This window comes from Terriglobus sp. 2YAB30_2, from assembly GCF_052114765.1.
Classification (GTDB): Bacteria; Acidobacteriota; Terriglobia; order Terriglobales; family Acidobacteriaceae; genus Terriglobus.
Genome location: NZ_JBFRFJ010000020.1, coordinates 64,577 through 82,992, shown reverse-complemented (window position 1 = coordinate 82,992; position 18,416 = coordinate 64,577). Strand labels below are relative to the sequence as shown.

General features: G+C 57.8%; 11 protein-coding genes. 5 read left to right on the top strand and 6 right to left on the bottom strand.

Annotated features, from left to right (window positions below; genetic code table 11):
- Window positions 1–522: 522 nt before the first annotated feature.
- Window positions 523–1,278 carry a FadR/GntR family transcriptional regulator gene (locus AB4Y89_RS21895; protein ID WP_442303068.1) on the bottom strand — a complete coding sequence of 252 codons (756 nt, stop codon included), beginning with the start codon at window positions 1,276–1,278 and terminating at the stop codon, window positions 523–525.
- A gap of 72 nt (window positions 1,279–1,350) precedes the next feature.
- Window positions 1,351–2,658 (bottom strand): MFS transporter, encoded by a 1,308-nt coding sequence (locus AB4Y89_RS21890; protein ID WP_442303067.1) that lies wholly within the window; start codon window positions 2,656–2,658, stop codon window positions 1,351–1,353.
- Window positions 2,659–3,145: 487 nt separating this feature from the next.
- Here AB4Y89_RS21890 and AB4Y89_RS21885 point away from each other — a divergent pair, with 487 nt between their 5' ends.
- On the top strand, window positions 3,146–4,183 hold the full coding sequence (locus AB4Y89_RS21885; RefSeq protein WP_442303066.1) for an aldose epimerase family protein: 1,038 nt from the start codon (window positions 3,146–3,148) through the stop codon (window positions 4,181–4,183).
- A gap of 517 nt (window positions 4,184–4,700) precedes the next feature.
- On the opposite strand, the gene ligD is transcribed toward AB4Y89_RS21885, so the two are convergent.
- A complete protein-coding gene (gene ligD / locus AB4Y89_RS21880; protein ID WP_442303065.1) occupies window positions 4,701–7,463 on the bottom strand; it encodes a DNA ligase D in 2,763 nt (920 codons plus the stop codon).
- 82 nt (window positions 7,464–7,545) lie between these two features.
- Here ligD and AB4Y89_RS21875 point away from each other — a divergent pair, with 82 nt between their 5' ends.
- A complete protein-coding gene (locus AB4Y89_RS21875) occupies window positions 7,546–8,469 on the top strand; it encodes an ABC transporter ATP-binding protein (protein ID WP_442303064.1) in 924 nt (307 codons plus the stop codon).
- Between the two features lie 15 nt (window positions 8,470–8,484).
- A complete protein-coding gene (locus tag AB4Y89_RS21870; RefSeq protein ID WP_442303063.1) occupies window positions 8,485–12,087 on the top strand; it encodes a M1 family aminopeptidase in 3,603 nt (1,200 codons plus the stop codon).
- 60 nt (window positions 12,088–12,147) lie between these two features.
- Here AB4Y89_RS21870 and AB4Y89_RS21865 read toward each other — a convergent pair whose 3' ends face one another.
- Both AB4Y89_RS21865 and ku read right to left on the bottom strand, forming a co-directional pair.
- Entirely contained in the window at window positions 12,148–12,519 is a 372-nt protein-coding gene (locus tag AB4Y89_RS21865; protein WP_442303062.1) for a hypothetical protein, read from the bottom strand.
- A 47-nt stretch (window positions 12,520–12,566) separates the two neighbouring features.
- Window positions 12,567–13,514, bottom strand: a complete 948-nt coding sequence (ku, locus tag AB4Y89_RS21860) for a non-homologous end joining protein Ku (RefSeq protein ID WP_442303061.1) — start codon at window positions 13,512–13,514, stop codon at window positions 12,567–12,569.
- 432 nt (window positions 13,515–13,946) lie between these two features.
- On the opposite strand from ku, the gene AB4Y89_RS21855 reads away from it, so the two are divergent.
- Window positions 13,947–15,023, top strand: a complete 1,077-nt coding sequence (locus AB4Y89_RS21855; protein ID WP_442303060.1) for a glycoside hydrolase family 43 protein — start codon at window positions 13,947–13,949, stop codon at window positions 15,021–15,023.
- Between the two features lie 493 nt (window positions 15,024–15,516).
- On the opposite strand, the gene AB4Y89_RS21850 is transcribed toward AB4Y89_RS21855, so the two are convergent.
- Complete coding sequence (locus AB4Y89_RS21850; protein ID WP_442303059.1) at window positions 15,517–16,458, bottom strand: branched-chain amino acid transaminase; 942 nt, start codon at window positions 16,456–16,458, stop codon at window positions 15,517–15,519.
- Between the two features lie 139 nt (window positions 16,459–16,597).
- Here AB4Y89_RS21850 and AB4Y89_RS21845 point away from each other — a divergent pair, with 139 nt between their 5' ends.
- Window positions 16,598–17,497, top strand: coding sequence for a M48 family metalloprotease (locus AB4Y89_RS21845; protein WP_442303058.1), 900 nt, complete (start codon window positions 16,598–16,600; stop codon window positions 17,495–17,497).
- Window positions 17,498–18,416: the final 919 nt, after the last annotated feature.

The following is an 18,416-nucleotide window of genomic DNA, read 5'->3' as shown; positions in this document are numbered from 1 at the left end:
CTCAGAACTTCATCCACTCGAGGCGGCACCAGGTACCCTTGCTCCGGCGAATAGGGCAAATACCGTGACATACTCTCTTCTCGTATAAATAACCCCGAAAAGCAAGTACTCACACAGACTCTGAAGGCCCGCCCTATAAAGCAGCCTTCAATCCACCCGCATCGCTTTTGATGGGGATACAACGGTTCACAACTGTTTCGTTTAGAGACTGTGGCATGCGGCGATTCGGGATTATAGATCGGGCCTTCAGCCCTCTTAGCATTCCCCAACCTCCGTACCTGGGGCGTTGCCCAGGCTGGTATGGAACGCGCCTTCAGCGCTTAGTCTAGTGGCATGACACTCTTTGTTTGTCATTTCGGAGCGTAGCGGAGAAATCTGCTTTTTCTCTCGTTTTCTCTGCCCGGGTGCCCCACCTCGGGGTCCCCAGTGAACTTCGTTCGCTGGGGTGAACCCTCGCAACGCTAGGGTGGGCTAGAAACACCCCAAAATTCCTGACAAACAAAACGAATTGGCCGATCTGTCTTAGTTCGATCCCGGCTTGGCCGCGCCTTCGGTGGCACTGGTAGGCACTTCCATATCCTGTGAGGCGCGGGCGCGATAGAGGTGCTCACGCATGGCATCGCGTGCTCCTTCCGGATTACGCGCGCGGATCGCACGATAGATGGCGCGGTGCATCTCCGCTGACTCCTTGCGGTCGGTTGACTGTGCCACAGTCTTCGAACGGACGTCATACAGGGCCGCAGTGATGGTCTCCATCAGCGTGGCCAGGATGGGGTTTCCCGCGGCCACAGCGATGGTGCGGTGAAATCGTACGTCGTGGATCAGGTACTCCTGCGGCTGCTCCAGAGAGGCGTACATCTCGGCGACCTCTTCGGCGAGGGCCGCGATGTGCTCGTCAGTGGCGCGCTCGGCTGCAAGTGCGGCGAGGTCCGCTTCCAGCACAAGGCGTGCCTCGAACATCTGCCAGGGCAGGAAGCCGTGCAGCGCTCCCAGGACATTGAGTGAGTTGCGGTCCAGGGCTGGAGGGCCGTCGGAGACGAAGGTGCCGGCGCCGTGCCGCGACTTCAACACACCCATAGCCGATAGAAATCCGATGCCGGCACGGAGCGAAGAGCGGGAGATATCCAGCTTCTTCGCCAGTTCGCGCTCAGGCGGCAGGCGATCGCCGGGGCGCAGCTCGCCACGCGCGATCAGGGAACGGACGTGCTCCACCACCTGCATGGTGAGCTGCGAGTGTGGTTTCGCCGCAGTGCGGTTGTTGGATGTCTTCGTCGGCATGGTTCTATTCAAGTCCTTGCGGTCGATCGAAGCATACCACTTTGGTCCGGGGAATGGTCGAACTGGTTCAACCTATTCGGTGGCTTCGAGCGGGCGTCCCATCCGAGGCACCAGCAGATGAATGATCACGAGGGCCAGAAGGTACACAGTGCCGGCCATGGTGAAGATTAGCGTCGGGTGCAGCGAGAGGTTCTTCTTGACCACAGCGGTAAAGACGGCGCCGCCCAGTGCGCCCATCGCGCCTCCGAAGCCGACGACGGTCGAGATAGCGCTCGAAGGGAACATGTCGCCGGTGGTGGAGAAGAGATTGGCGGACCAGCCCTGGTGCGCAGCCGCAGCCAGAGCGAAGAGCGCAGTGGCCGGCCATGGATTGTTGGCGAACAGTGAGCCGGCGTGTGGCACAAAGACGATCGGAATGACGGAGATGGCCATGGAGAGCATGGCCGTCTTTCGGCCGGCGTTGATGGAGAACCCGCGCTTCATCAGAATGCCCGAGAGCGCACCGCCAAAGATGGAGCCCACCGACGAGAACAGATAGACCGTGACCAGGAACCAGTACTGCGCGCGCAGATCGAGCCCATAGTTCCGGTTGAGGAACTGCGGCAGATAGAAGAGATAGAACCACCAGACGCCATCGGTAAGTCCCTTACCGAGAGCAAAGGCCCAGGCGCGCCGCGTGAACAGAATAGAGAGGAAGCCCTGCTTCTCCGCGGGCAGTGCAACATACTGCTGCGTCAGCGTGTCCTGCGAAGGTCGCAGGCGGCCATAGGGGAACAGCAGCCACAGTACAAGCCAGCCCACGCCCATGGATCCGGTAGCGACGAAGGCATAGCGCCAGCCAAAACGCGCGGTCACAGCAGAGACCAACAGCGGGGCAACCAGGGAGGAGAAGTTAGTGCCGGAGTTAAAGATGCCCGTTGCCAGAGCGCGCTCTTCCGAGGGGAACCACTCGGAGGTGGCCTTAATGGCCGCAGGGAAGTTACCGGCTTCGCCCAGACCCAGGCAGACGCGCGCAATGTAGAAACCAACGACCGAGGTCACCAGGGAGTGGCTCATCGAGGCCAGACCCCATACGGCAATCGCTATGGCGTAGCCGGCCTTGGTGCCGAGCCGGTCCACAACGCGTCCGGAGATCAGCAGGCCGATGCCGTAGGCGATCTGAAAGAAGATGACGACATTGCCGAAGTTGTTGTCGAAGACGGGCTGATGGAACTTATCGGCCGCGGGGTTCCAACCCATGAAGGAGACACCGTGCAGGACGGGTTCAATCAACGAAAAGACCGAACGGTCCATGTAGTTGATTGTGGTCGCAAGGAAGAGAAGGAAGCAGACAACCCAACGAAGGTTGGACGAGTTCGATGGGCGAGTCACGGCAGCCATGCGATGGTCTCCAAGAGGATTTTTGGTCAGACCAGTATGGCCCTCCGGTCAGAGCATAGTTGACGGGGATGAGGGGTGGCAAGGAGTTTGGAGCCCGTTTTACGGAAATCGTTCGAAGTTACAACGAAATCTAAGACGGAAGTCGCTGGAAACAGACGGGATTCCCTGAAGTCGACAGTGGGAGGTAGAGCATTTTTCCTGTAGGTGTAGCGCAGGGCCGGTGTATCTAGAGCATTTCTCCTAATACAGTAGCTTTGGAAAAATCTGCGAATGCCGTTTTCTTCGCGGAAAAGGGCACCAACAGCCAAAACTCCGCTCTACTCCATTAGGAGAAATGCTCTAATGGGCGTTTTCTGCAATGAAAACGCCGCTGCACGCTCCTCCCGGGATACCCAGCAACAGGAACAATGCTCTAGAGTCTAGGGATGTTCGCGTAGAGAATCGAACCGAAAAAGGATGAGGTTTAGGGATGGGTGGAGAGGTTGTAGTGAGCAAGGCTGTCTTCGGCACGTTGCCGGACGGATCACAGGTAGAGATCTTCACGCTGAAGAGCGAGCAGGTTGAGGCTCGTGTGATGAGCTGGGGCGGCCGCCTGGTCAGCGTGAAGACGAAGGACCGTAATGGCGAGATGGCTCACATCTCGTTGGGCTACGACACGCTGGAAGAGTGGCTGCACGATACGGCGTTCTTCGGCGCTACGGTTGGACGGGTCGCGAACCGCATCGCCGGCGGCCGGTTTAATCTCGACGGTCAGACATTCCAGATTCCCCAGAACAACGGGCAGAATGCACTCCATGGTGGACCGCAGGGCTTCGACAAGAAGCTGTGGACGGCGAAGGAGGTGCCGCATGGCGTTGAGCTCTCGCTGGTCTCGGCGGATGGCGACATGGGCTTTCCGGGGACGATGACGGTCACGGTGACTTACACCCTGAAGGGAAGCGATCTGCATATCCACTATCGCGCGACCAGCGATAAGACGACCGTGGTCAATCTCACCAATCACGCTTACTGGAATCTGCGTGGCGACGACCGCGGCGACATTACCAACACACGCATCGTCATCAACGCGGATGCGTTTGTACCGACGGATGCGACGTCGATTCCGACGGGCGAACTGGCTCCGGTCGAAGGAACACCAATGGACTTCCGCACCGAGTATGCAATTGCAGACCGCGCCGATGCGGAGTTCGAACAGTTGAAGTTTGCTAAGGGTTACGACCATACCTGGGTGCTGAACGGAACTCCGGGGACGATGCGCGTGGCGGCACAGGCACACGAGCCCGAGAGCGGACGCACGCTCACTGTGACGACGACACAGCCGGGAGTCCAGTTCTATTCGGGCAACAATCTTAAGGGTGTGCTGGTCGGCCGCTTCGGCAAGGTCTATACCTTCCGGACCGGCTTCTGCTTTGAGACACAGCACTTTCCCGATTCGCCAAACCATGCCCACTTCCCATCGGTCGTGCTTCGGTCGGGAGAGGTCTTCGAGTCGGAGACGGTGTATGGGTTTGGGGTGAAGAGTTAAAAGTTGAAAGTTAAAAGTTAAAGCGTTAAGACCGTGCTAACCGAAAGCGCGTAGCTCGCGCGGATTGTCATCCTGAGCCGCAGGCGAAGGACCTGTTTCATCCACTCCTTTGTCGCCGCGAAGCGGCGACAAAGGGGTATCGCGCTACGCGCGATTGTCTTGCTTAAGCGCACGGCTTCAGCCGTGCGAACACATGCTGCGCAAAGCAAGCGGCTTTAGCCGCTGAGGGCTGTCTGTCGGAGAAGCAGACGCTACAAATGACAAACAGGAAATGTGCGGCGAGATGTAGTACTTCGAGGGTGGATGGATCTGACCTCAGCGGCTAAAGCCGCCGTCTCTATGGCTTCGTACGGGACGGCTGAAGCCGTCCCCTTAAGCAAGGCATTCGCACCTGCGGTGCGAAAGGATGTGCGCGTCGCGCACCCAGTTGATCAGTGCAATAAAGCAAGGAGCGCGCTTCGCTACAAAGCAAGGAACCTGATTCGCAACGAAATGACAAACAAAATGTCTGTCTGCTCTAAATCGCCAACTGCTGCGTTACCTTCCCCATCTCTTTCCACGGATCACGCTTAAGCCGCGGCTTCCATGTCTCAAAGTCGACAACCGTAAAGACAGGTCTCTCAGGAAGTTTGAGATCAGTCCATGGAAGCGGGAGAGAGACATGCGCCCCCTCGCGGGCGCGTGGGCTGAACGGAGCCACCGCCGTGGCTCCTCGTTCATTGCGGAGATAGTCCAGGAAGATACGGTTCGCGCGTGCCGCCTTGCTCATCTTGCTGAGATAGAGCCGCGGATTGTCGCGCTCCATCTGCAGCACGAACTCATGCGCCCACTCTTTCACCGCCGCATACTCGTGTTTCGGCTTGATGGGAATGACGACATGCAGCCCTTTACCTCCCGTGGTCTTGAGAAAGGAGGTAAGGCCAAGCTTCTTCAGGCGATCGCGTACGTCTGCGGCAGCATCGCAAAGCGTGCTCCATGAGATTGCCGTGTCGGGATCGAGATCGATGACGATGCGGTCGGGCCGTTCCAGATCGTCGTTCTGTGATCCCCAGGGATGGACCTCGAGCACTCCCATCTGTGCCAGGCCGGCGAGTGCCTCCGGTGTGGAGAGGGTGATGTACTGTTCGATCTTGCCGGTCTTTTTATCAGGTACAGGAGTTCCCGTAATTCCTGGAGGCAGCGTGTGATTCACATGCTTCTGGAAGAAGCAAGGTTTGCCGGAGCCTTCAGGGCATCGCACCAGCGATAGCGGGCGATTGGTGATGTGGGGCAGCATGTACGGTGCGATCGCCCAGTAGTAGTTAGCGAGCTGCTGTTTGGTGAGGTGGCTGGCGGCGTCGAGAATCTTATCGGGATGCGTCAGGCGGACAGGCGCGGAGTCTTCGGTTGTCTTCTTCTTCGTCGCCACTCGGGCTGCAATGGAACTTTGCGTCGTGGGTTTTATAGCTGCTTGTGTCATCGGCATCCTCCCTCTCTCCTGCTTCGCGGAGGGAGCGACCGTTGGCTCTTCGCGGCGCACCTCTTCCGCAGGTTTGTCTTCGCGAAGGCCCTGGAAGGCGGCCTGTCGTATGAGATTGTCGGCGGTCCAGGTAGTGAAGGTGACCTGAGCGACGAGCTCGGGCTTTACCCAGAGCACGCCCTTCTGGGCTTCGCTTGGGACCCGCTGGAAAGCAGGCTTCGCCTGTCGCAACGCATTTAGCTTGTCGCGCAACATCGCATGAGTCTTGGCATCGAAGCCTGTGCCGGTGCGGCCTGCATAGATAAGCTGCTTCTGGTCGTTGTAATAACCAAGTAAGAGTGCACCTACGCCGTGAATGGCATTGGAGGGGAGCGTGAAGCCTCCGACGACAAACTCCTGCTGGCGAATACACTTCAGCTTCAGCCACTCCGGCGAGCGTGTCGCGCGATGGGGTGCATCGCCGCGTTTGGCGACGATGCCTTCAGCATGGAGGCTGCAGGCGTTCTGAAAGATGGCATTCGCGTCGCCCTGCAGATGCTGCGAGATCTGGATCTGTGGATGGTCCAGCTGCGTCAGCAGCTTCTCGACTATGGCCTTGCGTTCGAGCAGTGGCAGCTCGCGCAGGTTGTGACCGTCGAGATGCAGCAGGTCGAAGACGAAGTAGGTGAGCGGCCGTCGCTCGCCATGCTCGAAGGAAGCCTGCAGATCGGCAAAGCTGGTGGTGCCGTCCGGACGTACAGCACAGAGCTCTCCATCGAGAATGGCGGTGGTGACTGGAAGCTTGGCCAGAGCGGTGGCGACAGGACGCATGCGATGTGTCCAGTCGAGTCCGCGCCGGGTGAATAGCTTTACCTTGCCGTGGTCGATGTGGGCCTGGATGCGATAACCGTCGAGTTTGAGCTCATGAATCCAGTTGGCGCCGGTTGGCGGAGTGAAAGCTTCTATGGCGAGCTGCGGCTTCAAAAAATCGGGAAGCTCCTCCTTGGGAAGCTTCCCGAGTGAGACTGCGCTTTTTGCGGCCTTGCCGGGTGGTTTGGGACTGCGAGGAGCCTCCTCAGGCGCCTTCGAGGGCTGCTTGTGCCAGGGCTGGTCGCTGGTGCTGGTCTCCTTGCTGTTCCAGACATGATCTTCGGCGGCGGCGATCTGTTCGAGGGAGCGGCCCGTAACCACCGAGTCCGGCTCAGCTTCAGTTACCGGCGGATCGTCCGGCCCGCGCTCGAAGTCGTCGTGTTCCTTGATGAGCAGCCAGTTGGGCTTGGCGCCAGGTTTGGTGTCGCCGGCGAACCGTCCGCCCTTCATACGGATCAACGCCCACTTTCCCTTCAACTTTTCGCCATGCAGGATGAACTTCAGCGACCCGCTCTTCAGGCCTTCATCGAAACTATGCCCCGGCTGCGGCTCCCAGGTGCCGTGGTCCCATACCATGACGGTGCCTCCGCCGTACTGCCCCTTGGGGATGATGCCCTCGAAGCCTCCGTACTCCATGGGGTGGTCCTCGACTTCGACGGCAAGGCGCTTGTCGGCGACGACATAGCTTGGCCCTTTGGCAACGGCCCAGCTCTTCAGCACGCCGTTCCAGCCGAGTCTGAAGTCATAGTGCAGGCGGGTGGCGGCGTGCTTCTGAATGACGAACGGCAGCTCGCTGGGCTTGGCGGTTTTGTGGCCGCCGGCAGGCTCGTCGGTGACACCGAAGTCGCGCATGGAGCGATACTTCGCAAGCTGCTCGTCGACTACCGAAGAGGCCGTTGGCATACGCTTCGCCGTGGCCTTGGCGGTAGTTTTGCGTGTTCTGGATTGCTTCGCTGCTTTTTTCGTGGCCATGTTGGAATCAGATGCCGCGGTGGGGATGAGGGTAACAGCCCTTTGGATGAGAAAACAGTTTGCCCCTTCTCCGGAGGACGATATGGTGGGTGTCATACCAAACTCCCTCGGAGGCAGAACCTTGTCGCTGCGCATTGAAGGCATCTCCAAGACATATGGAAACGGCGTGCAGGCTCTCAAGAGTCTGAGCCTGACGATCGGAAACAATATGTTCGGCCTGCTGGGGCCGAACGGCGCGGGGAAGTCGACCCTCATGCGTACCATCGCGACGTTGCAGGATCCCGACGAAGGTGCGATCTGGCTGGATGAGCTAAATGTAGTGCAGAACAAGGATGCAGTACGCCGGGTGCTTGGCTATCTGCCGCAGGAGTTTGGTGTCTACCCGAAGATGAGCGCCCTGGACATGCTGCATCACCTGGCGGTGATGAAGGGAATTACCAACGCCGGAGAGCGAAAGGACCAGGTAGAGGCGCTGCTGAAGCAGACCAACCTGTGGGATGTAAGGAAGAAGGCGCTCAGCGGATACTCCGGCGGTATGAAGCAGCGGTTCGGTATCGCGCAGGCGCTGTTAGGTAAGCCGCGGCTGATCATCGTGGACGAGCCGACCGCCGGTCTCGATCCGGCGGAGCGCAACCGCTTTCTCAATCTGCTTAGCTCCATCGGCCAGAACACGGTAGTGATTCTGTCGACGCACATTGTGGACGACGTGAAGGAGCTCTGCCCGCGTATGGCGATCATCGCCGGAGGGCAAGTGCTTCTGGAGGGTTCGCCGAACGAGGCGCTGGAAGTGCTGAGAGGCCGTATCTACAGCCATCTGGTAGGAAGCGAAGAGGAGATGAACGAGGTGCAGGCGCACTTCGACGTGATCTCCACGCAGATGACCGCCGGCCTTCATCAGGTGCGTGTCTATGCGGAGTCGGCGCCGGGGGATGGGTTCACGCCGGTTGAGAGCGATCTTGAGGACGTGTACTTCCTCAATCTGAAGCGCCACCAGAAGGTTGTCTAACCGGGAGAGATGACGATGAGTCTGTTTCTGAGTTTCCTCTCGTTTGAGCTGAAGCTGCGGCTGAAGAGTATTTCCACGTACGTCTACTTCGTTGTCTTCGGCCTGATTGCGTTTCTGTCGATCGCGGCCCCGGACTCGTTCGGCTTTGTCGGTGCCGGTAAGGTCATGCTGAACGGTCCTTATGCCTGCCTGCGCATGATGCTGAACCTGTCGTTCTTTGGCGTGCTGCTGATGGCGGGTATCTTCGGTCCATCGATTCTGCGCGACTTTCAGCAGAACACCTATCAGTTGCTCTTTACCAAGCCGATCTCAAAGTTTGCGTATCTGGGCGGCCGCTGGCTGGGCTCGATGTTGACGACGATCGGCATCTTCTTCGGCCTGGTCGTGGGCGAGGTGCTGGGCTCATTCGCGTGGTGGACAGACACGACGCGTGTCTTGCCGGTGAATGGCCATCTGCTGCTGGTGTACCTGAAGCTCTTTATTGACTATCCGGTGATTCAGGTCCTCTTTATCGGGAGCCTGTTCTTCCTCATCGCGGCGCTCACCCGGAATATCGTGGTCGTCTACCTGCAGGGTGTAGCCCTCTTTGCGGTCTATCTCATCCTGCTGGTTGCCGTGCAGTCGACGCGCAGCCTCGACCTGAACCGGCCCGGCATCTTCGATCCGGTCGGGTTTATCACCATTCGCGCGATTGCACGTTACTGGACGGTGGTTGAGCAGAACACCCTTATTCCCACCTGGAGCGGGGTCTTCCTGTGGAACCGGTTACTGTACACCGGTGTTGGCTTGCTCTGCGTGGCCGCGTCCTATCTGTTCTTCCCGATGCGAGCCGAGGGCCTTGGCGTAAAGGGGCGGAAAAAGAAGCAGAAAGACGACGAAGAAGAGCTGGAAGGTCCGCCGCGGCCGAGGTTCCATATCGTTCTGCCGAAGGTGCAGCAGATTTTCGGCGTCGCGACCAGCGTGGCGCAGGTGGTCAGCCTGACGCGCATCCGCATGAAGAACATCTTCAAGGAGATTCCATTCTGGGGAATCACCGTGGTGATGATCATCAATACGATGGCGAACAGCCACTTCGCCGGCAAGATCGACGATGCCGATGTGTGGCCGGTGACAGCCCTGATGCTGCAGGTGGTCGAGGGCAGTTCATTGCTCTTCCTGTTTATCGTGGCGACCATGTATGCCGGGGAACTGGTGTGGCGCGAGCGGGATACACACTTCCAGCAGATTCACGATGCTCTTCCAACGCATGAGTGGCTGGATTGGGGGAGTCGCTTCTTTGCCATGTGCAGCGTTCAAGTCGTGCTGCTGTTTGTGGTGATGCTTTGTGGTATCTCCAGCCAGATCATCGCGGGCTATTACAACTTTGAGATTGTGCAATATCTACAGGAGCTGTTTATCGTCACTTTTCCCACGGTGGCGCAGTTCTGCCTGTTTGCTCTGCTGGTGCAGAGCCTGGTCAGCAACAAGTATCTCGGCCACGCCATCATCATCGCATTCGCCATCGTACCGAGCTTCATTCAGGGAGGGGGATGGGAAGATCGTCTCTATCTGTTCAACTTCACGACCTCCTATACATACTCCGACATGAACGGCTACGGCCACTTCAAGGCCGGTCTCTTCTGGTCCCTGGCGTACTGGATCTTCTGGACGTTGTTACTGGTCGCAATTGCGATGATGGTTGGGCAGCGTGGTACAGATACCGCGTGGAAACAGAGATTGCAAAATGCGAAGCAGCGCAGGGGCCTTGCTCCATATGCCATTGTCTTTGCCGCGCTTACGGCGGCCAGTGGTGTCTGGTACTTCTACAACACGCATGTACTGAACTGGTATCACACGTCAAAGATGGACCGCCATCTTCAGGCTGAGTACGAGAAACAGTACAAGAAGTATCAGAAGCTGCCGCAACCAAAGATCGTAGCGGTGGATACGAAGGTCGATATCTTTCCCCAGACGCGTACGTTTGATGCGTGGGGGACATTCTGGCTGAAGAACAAGACGGATGCGCCGATTGGCGAGGTCCATCTGACCGACGGGGGGCAGAGCTTTTATGCGGCGAGTTTCGATCGCCTCAGTTCGCTCGCATTGGAAGACAAGAAGCTGGGCTATCGCATCTATAAACTTGCTCAGCCCCTGAAGCCGGGTGAGACGATGCGCATGTTTTTCCATGTGGGCTATGCCTCGCATGGTTTCCGCAATAACGGCGAGGTTGCACAGCTTGCCTATAACGGTACGTTCTTCGATTCAAGCTACATGCCAGGCATCGGTTACAACCGAGGGGCCGAGATTTCAAACCCGGTCTATCGCCGGGAGGAGAAGCTGGGGCCGTTTGAAGAGCTGGCTCCGCGCGGTGATGCCTACTACACCAACGTCAACTTGTTTACGCCTGACTCGGACTGGATCAAGTACCACACCATCGTGAGCACGAGCGGCGACCAGACGGCGATCTCGCCGGGATATCTGCAACGGAAGTGGACACAGGGGGGCCGTAACTATTTTGAGTACTCCATGGGAGACACGGAGACACTGGACTTTTATGACTACAACTCCGGTCGCTATGAGCTGAGGTCGGAGCCGTACAACGATGTGAATGTCGAGGTCTACTACGACAAGAAACATCCTTACGATGTGGACGATATGATCGCGGCATCGAAGGCCGGCCTGGATTACTACGGTAAGAGCTTCGGTCCGTTCCAGTTCAAGCAGTACCGCGTCATCGAGTTTCCCCGCTATCGCAACTTTGCGCAGTCGTTTCCAAATACGATTCCGTTCTCCGAGGGGATCGGATTTATCGGCCGGGTCGAGAAGCCAGATGATATCGACTTCACCTACTTCGTCACGGCGCATGAGCTTGGGCACCAGTGGTGGGCCCACCAGTTGATCGGCGCGCAGGTGAAGGGTTCGAACATGATGTCGGAGAGCCTGGCGGAGTACTCTGCGCTACGCGTCATGGAGAAAAAGTACGGCACGAAGAACATGCGTAAGTTCCTGCGTCATGAACTTGACGGCTACCTCCGTGGACGTGCCGGAGAGGTGCGGCATGAACCGCCTATCACCCTGGTGGAGAACGAGCCGTATGTCTGGTATCAGAAAGGCTCACTGGTCTTCTATGCGCTGAGCGACTACATCGGAGAAGACACGCTGAACTCCGCATTGAAGAGCCTGCTCGACAAGTGGAGGTTCAAAGGACCGCCTTATCCGGACACACGCGATCTGGTGGCGGCACTCCGCGAGAAGACTCCCGCCGACCTGCAGTATCTGGTGACCGATATGTTTGAAAAGATCACGCTTTACGACAACAAGGTCGAGAGAGCGACCGTGACCGAGACGCCCGATCACAAGTGGAAGGTGCACGTAGTAGTCAGCGCGAAGAAGATGTATGCCGACGGTGACGGCAAGGAAACGCCACAGCCGCTGCACGATCTGATCGAAGTCGGCGTGATGTCTGGAGTGAAAGATAAGGAAGAGCCGATCGAGGTGAAGAAGATCTGGCTAACACAGGAGAAGACCCCGGTGGACTTCGTCGTCGACAAGCGCCCGAACCGCGCAGGTATCGATCCATCTAGCAAACTGATAGACCGCAATCCGGAAGATAACCTGATGGACGTGGAGACGAAGTAGAGGCATCGCAAGCACATGTTCTGGACTGTTAGCGTCCTCAGGCGCGAGAGGGCATTCTCTCTACGGCACCGTGCACTTGGACTGCGCGGTGCACACCACCGGCAACTGACAGAGCTTTCCTGTGAAGTGATCCAGCCGGTTGAGCTTGATCGCCCCTTGCAGGAAGCCGGTGTTGGTGCATGCAGCTCCCGCTGCCACATCACGGCAGGCGCGGGTAGTGTACTTGTCGACCAGAGCCATGTCTGGAGCACTCAGGGTTGTTTCGTAATCTTCGATGGAGTTCAACAGCTCCGCAGGCGCCATCAGATCAAGGCGCTTCACCGGGCACTGTTGTTGCAGCAGATCATGAAAGTTCTTCCAAGCCTGCCTGGGTGTTGCATCAGGTGCGGCCAGAGCGGTAGCGGTCAGCAGGAGGGGCAGGAGCTTCTTCATCACCGGGGACTTTATTCAATCATTCCATTCTTCAATGATCAATCTGCTCAGGCTGACTTCTTCTTCGCACCCTTCTTCGCCACGGCCTTGGTCTCTTTCACGATCTCCATGCCATGCTTCGCATCGGACGCGGTCGCCTTCGCCGCGGGCTTCTTGCGGCCTGCCGCTGCAGGGGCTGCTTCCTGCTTGTTGCCGTGAACCGAGGCGCGCAACGCATCCATCAGGTTGATGACCTTGGCCATCGGCCGGTGTTCCTCTTCGACCGGCAGCGGCTGGTGGTCGACCTTGGCCTGCACCATGGCGCGCAACGCCGCTTCATACTCATCGTGCCACTTGGACGGATCGAACTTCTGCGCCTTGCGCTTGATTAGTTCCTGGGCGAGGTCGAGCTGGTCCTTTTCGACGGTGACGTCTTTGATCTCGCTGAAGTATTCCTTCGCATCACGCAGCTCTTCCTGGTAACGCATGGTGTAGGCCATCAGACCCTTGAGCTCTTTGTCCGCAGGTGCGGCAATGGCGACCAGATGCTCGCGGCCACCGAAGGCGATCTTGCCGATGCCGGCCTTCTTCATGCCGCGCAACGCTTCGCGGATGGTGGCGAAGGCTTCTGTCTGCGCGGTGTTTTCCGGGGCCACGAAGTAAGGCTTCTCAAAGAAGGCGGGGTCCAGCTCTTCGAGCGCGATGAACTGTTCCAGCGCGATCGTATTGCGCGAGGGAATGCGGATATTGGCGATCTCCTCCGGCTCGATCTGAATGTATTCGCCTTTGCGGAACTCGTAGCCCTTCACGATGTCGGACTTCTCAACCGTGGAGGCCGGCGTCGACTCGTTTGCCTCAGAAGCGCTGACCTTCTGGTACTTCACCCGTTCGCCGGTGGAACGGCTGATCTGATGAAAACGGATCTCGGACTTGGATTCCGTAGCGACAAAGAGTTTGACAGCGAATGAGACCAGGGAGATTTGAATGTGACCGGACCAGTAAGGACGAGCAGCCATGACGAGCCTTCCTCCAACAACGGCGTGAGAAGCCATTGTAGGCAGGAATGGATGCCTTTTTGCGGTTTTTCTTGGGTTTTCGACGAAATTCGGCGGAGTTTCGCCAGTCCTTCGCCACAAAGATTACCAGTTAGTTCATAGTGTTGGGGAGTGGTTAACCCCTCCTGGACGGCTCCCTGCGTCCTATCGTGGAGGGGCTGAGTTCACAGTGAACCGGTTCTCGATCGTCAGCTTGAGAACGCTTGCGTCGCTCATGATTTGCTTGCGATGCTTTATGCTGCAAACCCTCCTCTTGCCCCTGCCGACCACACGGCGTATTCACCCAACCATCATTAGGGCGTATGTCCCACCGGCCGGCACAATGCGCTGCATAGAATGCAGATGTGCTTATGCCGCTGCATGAGCCGCGATCTTTCTTTCGGAGATGTGTGGATGCTGGTCTCTCGTGCCGGACGTCTGGTTCTGCTCGTTGTCATGCTGTTGGCTGTAAGTCACGTCTGGCCGCAGGCCTCGACGAACCTCGCGAAAGAAGGCTGGTATGCCGATCCTGAGATTCGTATTTTTGCCGGGCAGTACTGGATCTATCCCACATCTTCAGATCCCAATCTGAAGCCGCGTGATGAGGCGAGCTTTAACTCGCAACAACAGAAGCTGCGGAAGGGACCGGTGGTGCACCCACAGTATCGTGCGCAGACTTCGCTGGATGCCTTCTCGTCGCCCGACCTGGTGCATTGGACGAAGCACACCGGTGTGCTGGATGCCCAGAATATTCCGTGGGCGGCTTATTCCATCTGGGCGCCGACCGCAATTCATCTGGATGGAAAGTACTATCTGTTCTTCGCCGCGAACGACATTCAGAAGGATGGCCGCGGAACTCCGGGCGGCATTGGTGTTGCCGTCAGCAATCACCCGGAGGGGCCGTTTGTCGATTTGCTTGGGAAGCCGCTGATCGGTGAGTTCCAGAATGGCGCACAGCCGATCGATCCGTTTGTCTACCAGGACGACGATGGATCGGTGTACCTGTACTACGGCGGGCAGGGCCATTGCAATGTGGCGCGTCTCTCGCGTGATCTCAAGCGTGTGATTCCGATGAAGGATGGAACGATGTTTAAGGAGATTACGCCGGAGCACTACGTCGAGGGACCGTTCGTGATCAAGCGCAACGGCGAGTATTACTTCATGTGGTCTGAGGGCGACTGGGGCAACTCCACCTACGGCGTCGCGTATGCAAAGAGCAAAAGTCCTACGGGACCATTCGAGCGCGCGGGCAAGATTCTGCAGACCGATCCGAAGATCGCGACTGGACCGGGGCATCACTCGGTGCTGCAGCTCCCGGGGAAGGACGAGTGGTTCATCGTCTATCACCGGCATCCGCTGGGTACGACTGACGCCAATCAGCGCGTGATGGCGATCGATGCGATGCATTTCGATGCGGAGGGGAACATCGTTCCGGTGCAGATGACGGTCGAGGGCGTAAGTGAAGTCCCGCTCAAACATGTAATGAAGTAATCTTCGCGGGATTGTGTCGATCTCTTCGAGCTAGAGCATTTCTCCTGTCGGTGTAGTGTAGGGATTCGTTATCTATGGGCGTTTTCCATAATGAAAACGCCGCTGCACTCCACTTCCGGGCTACCCAGCAACAGGAGAAATGCTCTAGCCCATGCACCGGGTGCCCCATGTCCCCTTAGGGACGTGGGCCCGGCTCTCCTGTCCCAGGCGGGTCAATTCTTACTGCACACTGAAGAATGAGTTTCACGAAACTTCGGCGGATCTTCGTTTCTATATGACGAGAATTCTGTTTGCCAGAATCGGAGAATCGATGATTGGGAGAAAGAAAGGCCGGGCCCATGTCCCCGAGGGACACCACCCCAACGAACAAGTTCGTTGGGGACCCCGGACATGGGGCACCGGTGCATGGGCTCCATCGACCTTTCGGCACATCAGGTAGAAACAGAAGAGGCGGCCATCAGGCCGCCTCTCTCTTGCTTGCATCAGAAGTTGTTTAGACCGAAGCTGCTTCGCTGGCCTTCACATTCACCGGCGTGAGCCAGTTGTAGCGATCGGGCTGCAGGCCGTTGACCAGCGCGAAGAACTCGTCGTGAATGGCGGTGGTGATGGGGCCCATCTTGCCGTCGGCGATCATGATCTGGTCGACTGAGCGCAGGTGGGTGACTTCAGCAGCTGTGCCGGTGAAGAAGGCCTCATCTGCGATATAGATCAGCTCGCGGGGCAGCGACTGTTCCACCACCGGAATGCCCAGGTGCTTGGCAATCGTCATGATGGAGTCGCGGGTGATGCCCGACAGCACCGAGTTCGCTAGCGGCGAGGTGTAGATGACGCCGTTGCGGATGAGGAAGAGGTTCTCGCCCGAGCCCTCGGAGAGGTAGCCGTTGCGGTCCAGCGCGATGCCTTCCACGTAGCCGTTGGCCTTGGCCTCCATGTTGATGAGCTGCGAGTTCATGTAGTTGGCGCCGGCCTTGGCCAGCGATGGCATCGTGTTGGGCGCCAGGCGCGACCAGGAGGAGATACAGACATCGGCGCCTTCGCTGGCGGTGATGTACTTGCCCCAGGGGAAATTGGCGATATAGATCTCGACCGGCGACTTGGTGGGGTTGACGCCAATCTCGCCGTAGCCGCGGAAGGCGATCGGACGGATGTAGCAGGGAGCAACGCCGTTGGCCTCTACGACATCAACAACAGCGGCGCATAGCTGGTCGACAGTGTAGGGCAGCGGCATGCGATAGATCTTGGCCGAGTCGATCAGGCGCTGCATGTGCTCCGGCAGGCGGAAGACGCCGGCGGAGCTGCCCTGGGTGTAGGCGCGGATCCCCTCGAATACGGAAGAGCCATAGTGCACCACGTGAGACATGACGTGGATGGTGGCTTTCTCCCAGGGGATGAGCTGTCCGTTGTGCCAGATGTTCTGGGTGGGCGTAATTGGCATGGTACGTCGCTCCAAGCCTCGCGGTTGCGAGGTAAGGGTTAGATTATAGCCCGCAAAAGTGGCGTTTTTCGCGCGTTTTCCCGTTTCGTCCGGGATTCAATACAATCTCCGCACGGAGCCGGCAGGTATGGAGACGGTCATGAAAAAGCAACTGACACGATGGCTGGTAGTGATAGCGATGGCGGCGGCAGCCCGGTGCGAGGCGACGCAAATCCAACTTCCGGTGTGCAAGAACGCCTTCACGGAGCCGGATGAGCAGAAGCAGGGAGAGCAGGTCGCGGCGAAGGTCTACGACGCAATGCCGGTTCTGAAGGATTCCGACCCGGTCGCGGTCTACGTACGCCAATTAGGAGAGAAGCTGGTGAACTACGCTCCCGGATACCCCTGGAGGTACAACTTCCACGTCGTCGCCAGCGATGAGATCAATGCGTTTGCGTTGCCTGGAGGTTCGGTCTTTGTGAACCTGGCGACGATTCAGGCCGCCGAGAGCGAGGCGCAGCTGGCGGGCGTGATGGGCCATGAACTCTCCCATGTGGTCATGCGCCACTCCACCTGCAACATCACCAAGCAGCAGAAGCGGAGCATCTGGTACGGCCTGGGGCAGATCGCCGCGGCGGCAACCATTGGAGGTTCTCTCGGAGATCTGGCTGCGCAGGGGATTGGCACGGCGGCGGGGCTGGACTTCCTGCGCATGGGGCGCGATGCCGAAAAGCAGGCTGACCTGATGGGCACGCATATTCTGTACGACGCGGGATACGATCCGCGCGGCATGCCGCAGTTCTTTGAGATTATCCAGGCGAAGTATGGCGAGGGCGGGGCTCAGTTTCTGAGCGATCACCCCAATCCCGGCAACCGGACCGAGTATGTGAGCGCTGAGATTGCGACTCTTCCGCCCCGGGATAAGCAGGTGCGTACCACCGATGCGTTCCGCAGGATGCACGACATCGCCATGAAGGAGAGGGCATTGAAGGCGGAAGAGGTGAAGGCGGGCGCCTGGAAGAAATCAGGGGAGTACGAGAAGGCGCCCAAAATGGACTAATGTCGCGGGCGAATTCTGCCGCCGGTATTTTCAGCATACAAAGGTTGCACCATAAGCGGTGCAACCTTAACTTTTATAAGTTGTTGAATACAGGAGGGTAGTAAATGGTTTTCAACATCAAGACTCAATTTTCAACAGCGTTAAGCTTGCTTTCCGTTCATCAACGGGTTACATTCAAAAACGTTGCAGCGAACAGCTAGCAACGCTGAGGTTGAAAACGCGAGCCTGAAGGTAAGGCCGCCCTGGTGAAAACTGGGAGAATCTGGAAGATCAGATACTTCGACCCGCAGTCCAAGCGTTTGTATTTGGGACAGAGCGATGGGTAAATGCCCCGCCCCCAGTCAAACCCAAGCCACTGCAAATTGAAATCAAAAGGGCCCTAGAGGCCGCGGTCGCCTGTCGACTGAAGCGATATTTGAGTTTCTGTGCTGTGATGACGCCACTCTAAGTGGATACGTCAAACTCTAAGTAGTACGAGTTGCTCTCTTGAGATTGCAAGATCTGTGCCCGCGGGGCTCGATCGGCCAAACGGACCGACAGCAGATAAGGCAAGAAGAGAAAAGCAACGAAAGAGGTTGACAAGCGAGCGAAAGTTCGATACCTTAGAAAAGTTGGCGCAAGTCGAAAGCGACGACGAAGCGAACCGGCGGTTGAGATCAAGGATCGAAGCCAGCGGGTAAGTGGAAGTCGTACCACCCGGACAAAAACAGCGCACCAAGTTCGAGGACACATGGCAGCATTATGCGCCTGAGTCCTTGATCCAAACGGCCCGCCAAGGCGGTTGTCCGTTACGGATCTTTGACAACATAGTTGAACGTGCCAGTCGTGAGAAGATGCAAGCTTTGGCTTGGTCAATCTCACAAGGTAATGGCCCACCAGGTTTTCGAGCCTTGGTGGGCGGGCAGGATCCACGGACCTC

What these genes read in the sequence shown, in the direction of transcription:
- AB4Y89_RS21895 (WP_442303068.1), bottom strand. Translation starts at nt 1,278, where the DNA reads ATGCCGACGAAGACATCCAACAACCGCACTGCGGCGAAACCACACTCG.
- AB4Y89_RS21890 (WP_442303067.1), bottom strand. Translation starts at nt 2,658, where the DNA reads ATGGCTGCCGTGACTCGCCCATCGAACTCGTCCAACCTTCGTTGGGTT.
- ligD (WP_442303065.1), bottom strand. Translation starts at nt 7,463, where the DNA reads ATGGCCACGAAAAAAGCAGCGAAGCAATCCAGAACACGCAAAACTACC.
- AB4Y89_RS21875 (WP_442303064.1), top strand. Translation starts at nt 7,546, where the DNA reads ATGGTGGGTGTCATACCAAACTCCCTCGGAGGCAGAACCTTGTCGCTG.
- AB4Y89_RS21870 (WP_442303063.1), top strand. Translation starts at nt 8,485, where the DNA reads ATGAGTCTGTTTCTGAGTTTCCTCTCGTTTGAGCTGAAGCTGCGGCTG.
- AB4Y89_RS21865 (WP_442303062.1), bottom strand. Translation starts at nt 12,519, where the DNA reads ATGAAGAAGCTCCTGCCCCTCCTGCTGACCGCTACCGCTCTGGCCGCA.
- ku (WP_442303061.1), bottom strand. Translation starts at nt 13,514, where the DNA reads ATGGCTGCTCGTCCTTACTGGTCCGGTCACATTCAAATCTCCCTGGTC.
- AB4Y89_RS21855 (WP_442303060.1), top strand. Translation starts at nt 13,947, where the DNA reads ATGCTGGTCTCTCGTGCCGGACGTCTGGTTCTGCTCGTTGTCATGCTG.
- AB4Y89_RS21850 (WP_442303059.1), bottom strand. Translation starts at nt 16,458, where the DNA reads ATGCCAATTACGCCCACCCAGAACATCTGGCACAACGGACAGCTCATC.
- AB4Y89_RS21845 (WP_442303058.1), top strand. Translation starts at nt 16,598, where the DNA reads ATGAAAAAGCAACTGACACGATGGCTGGTAGTGATAGCGATGGCGGCG.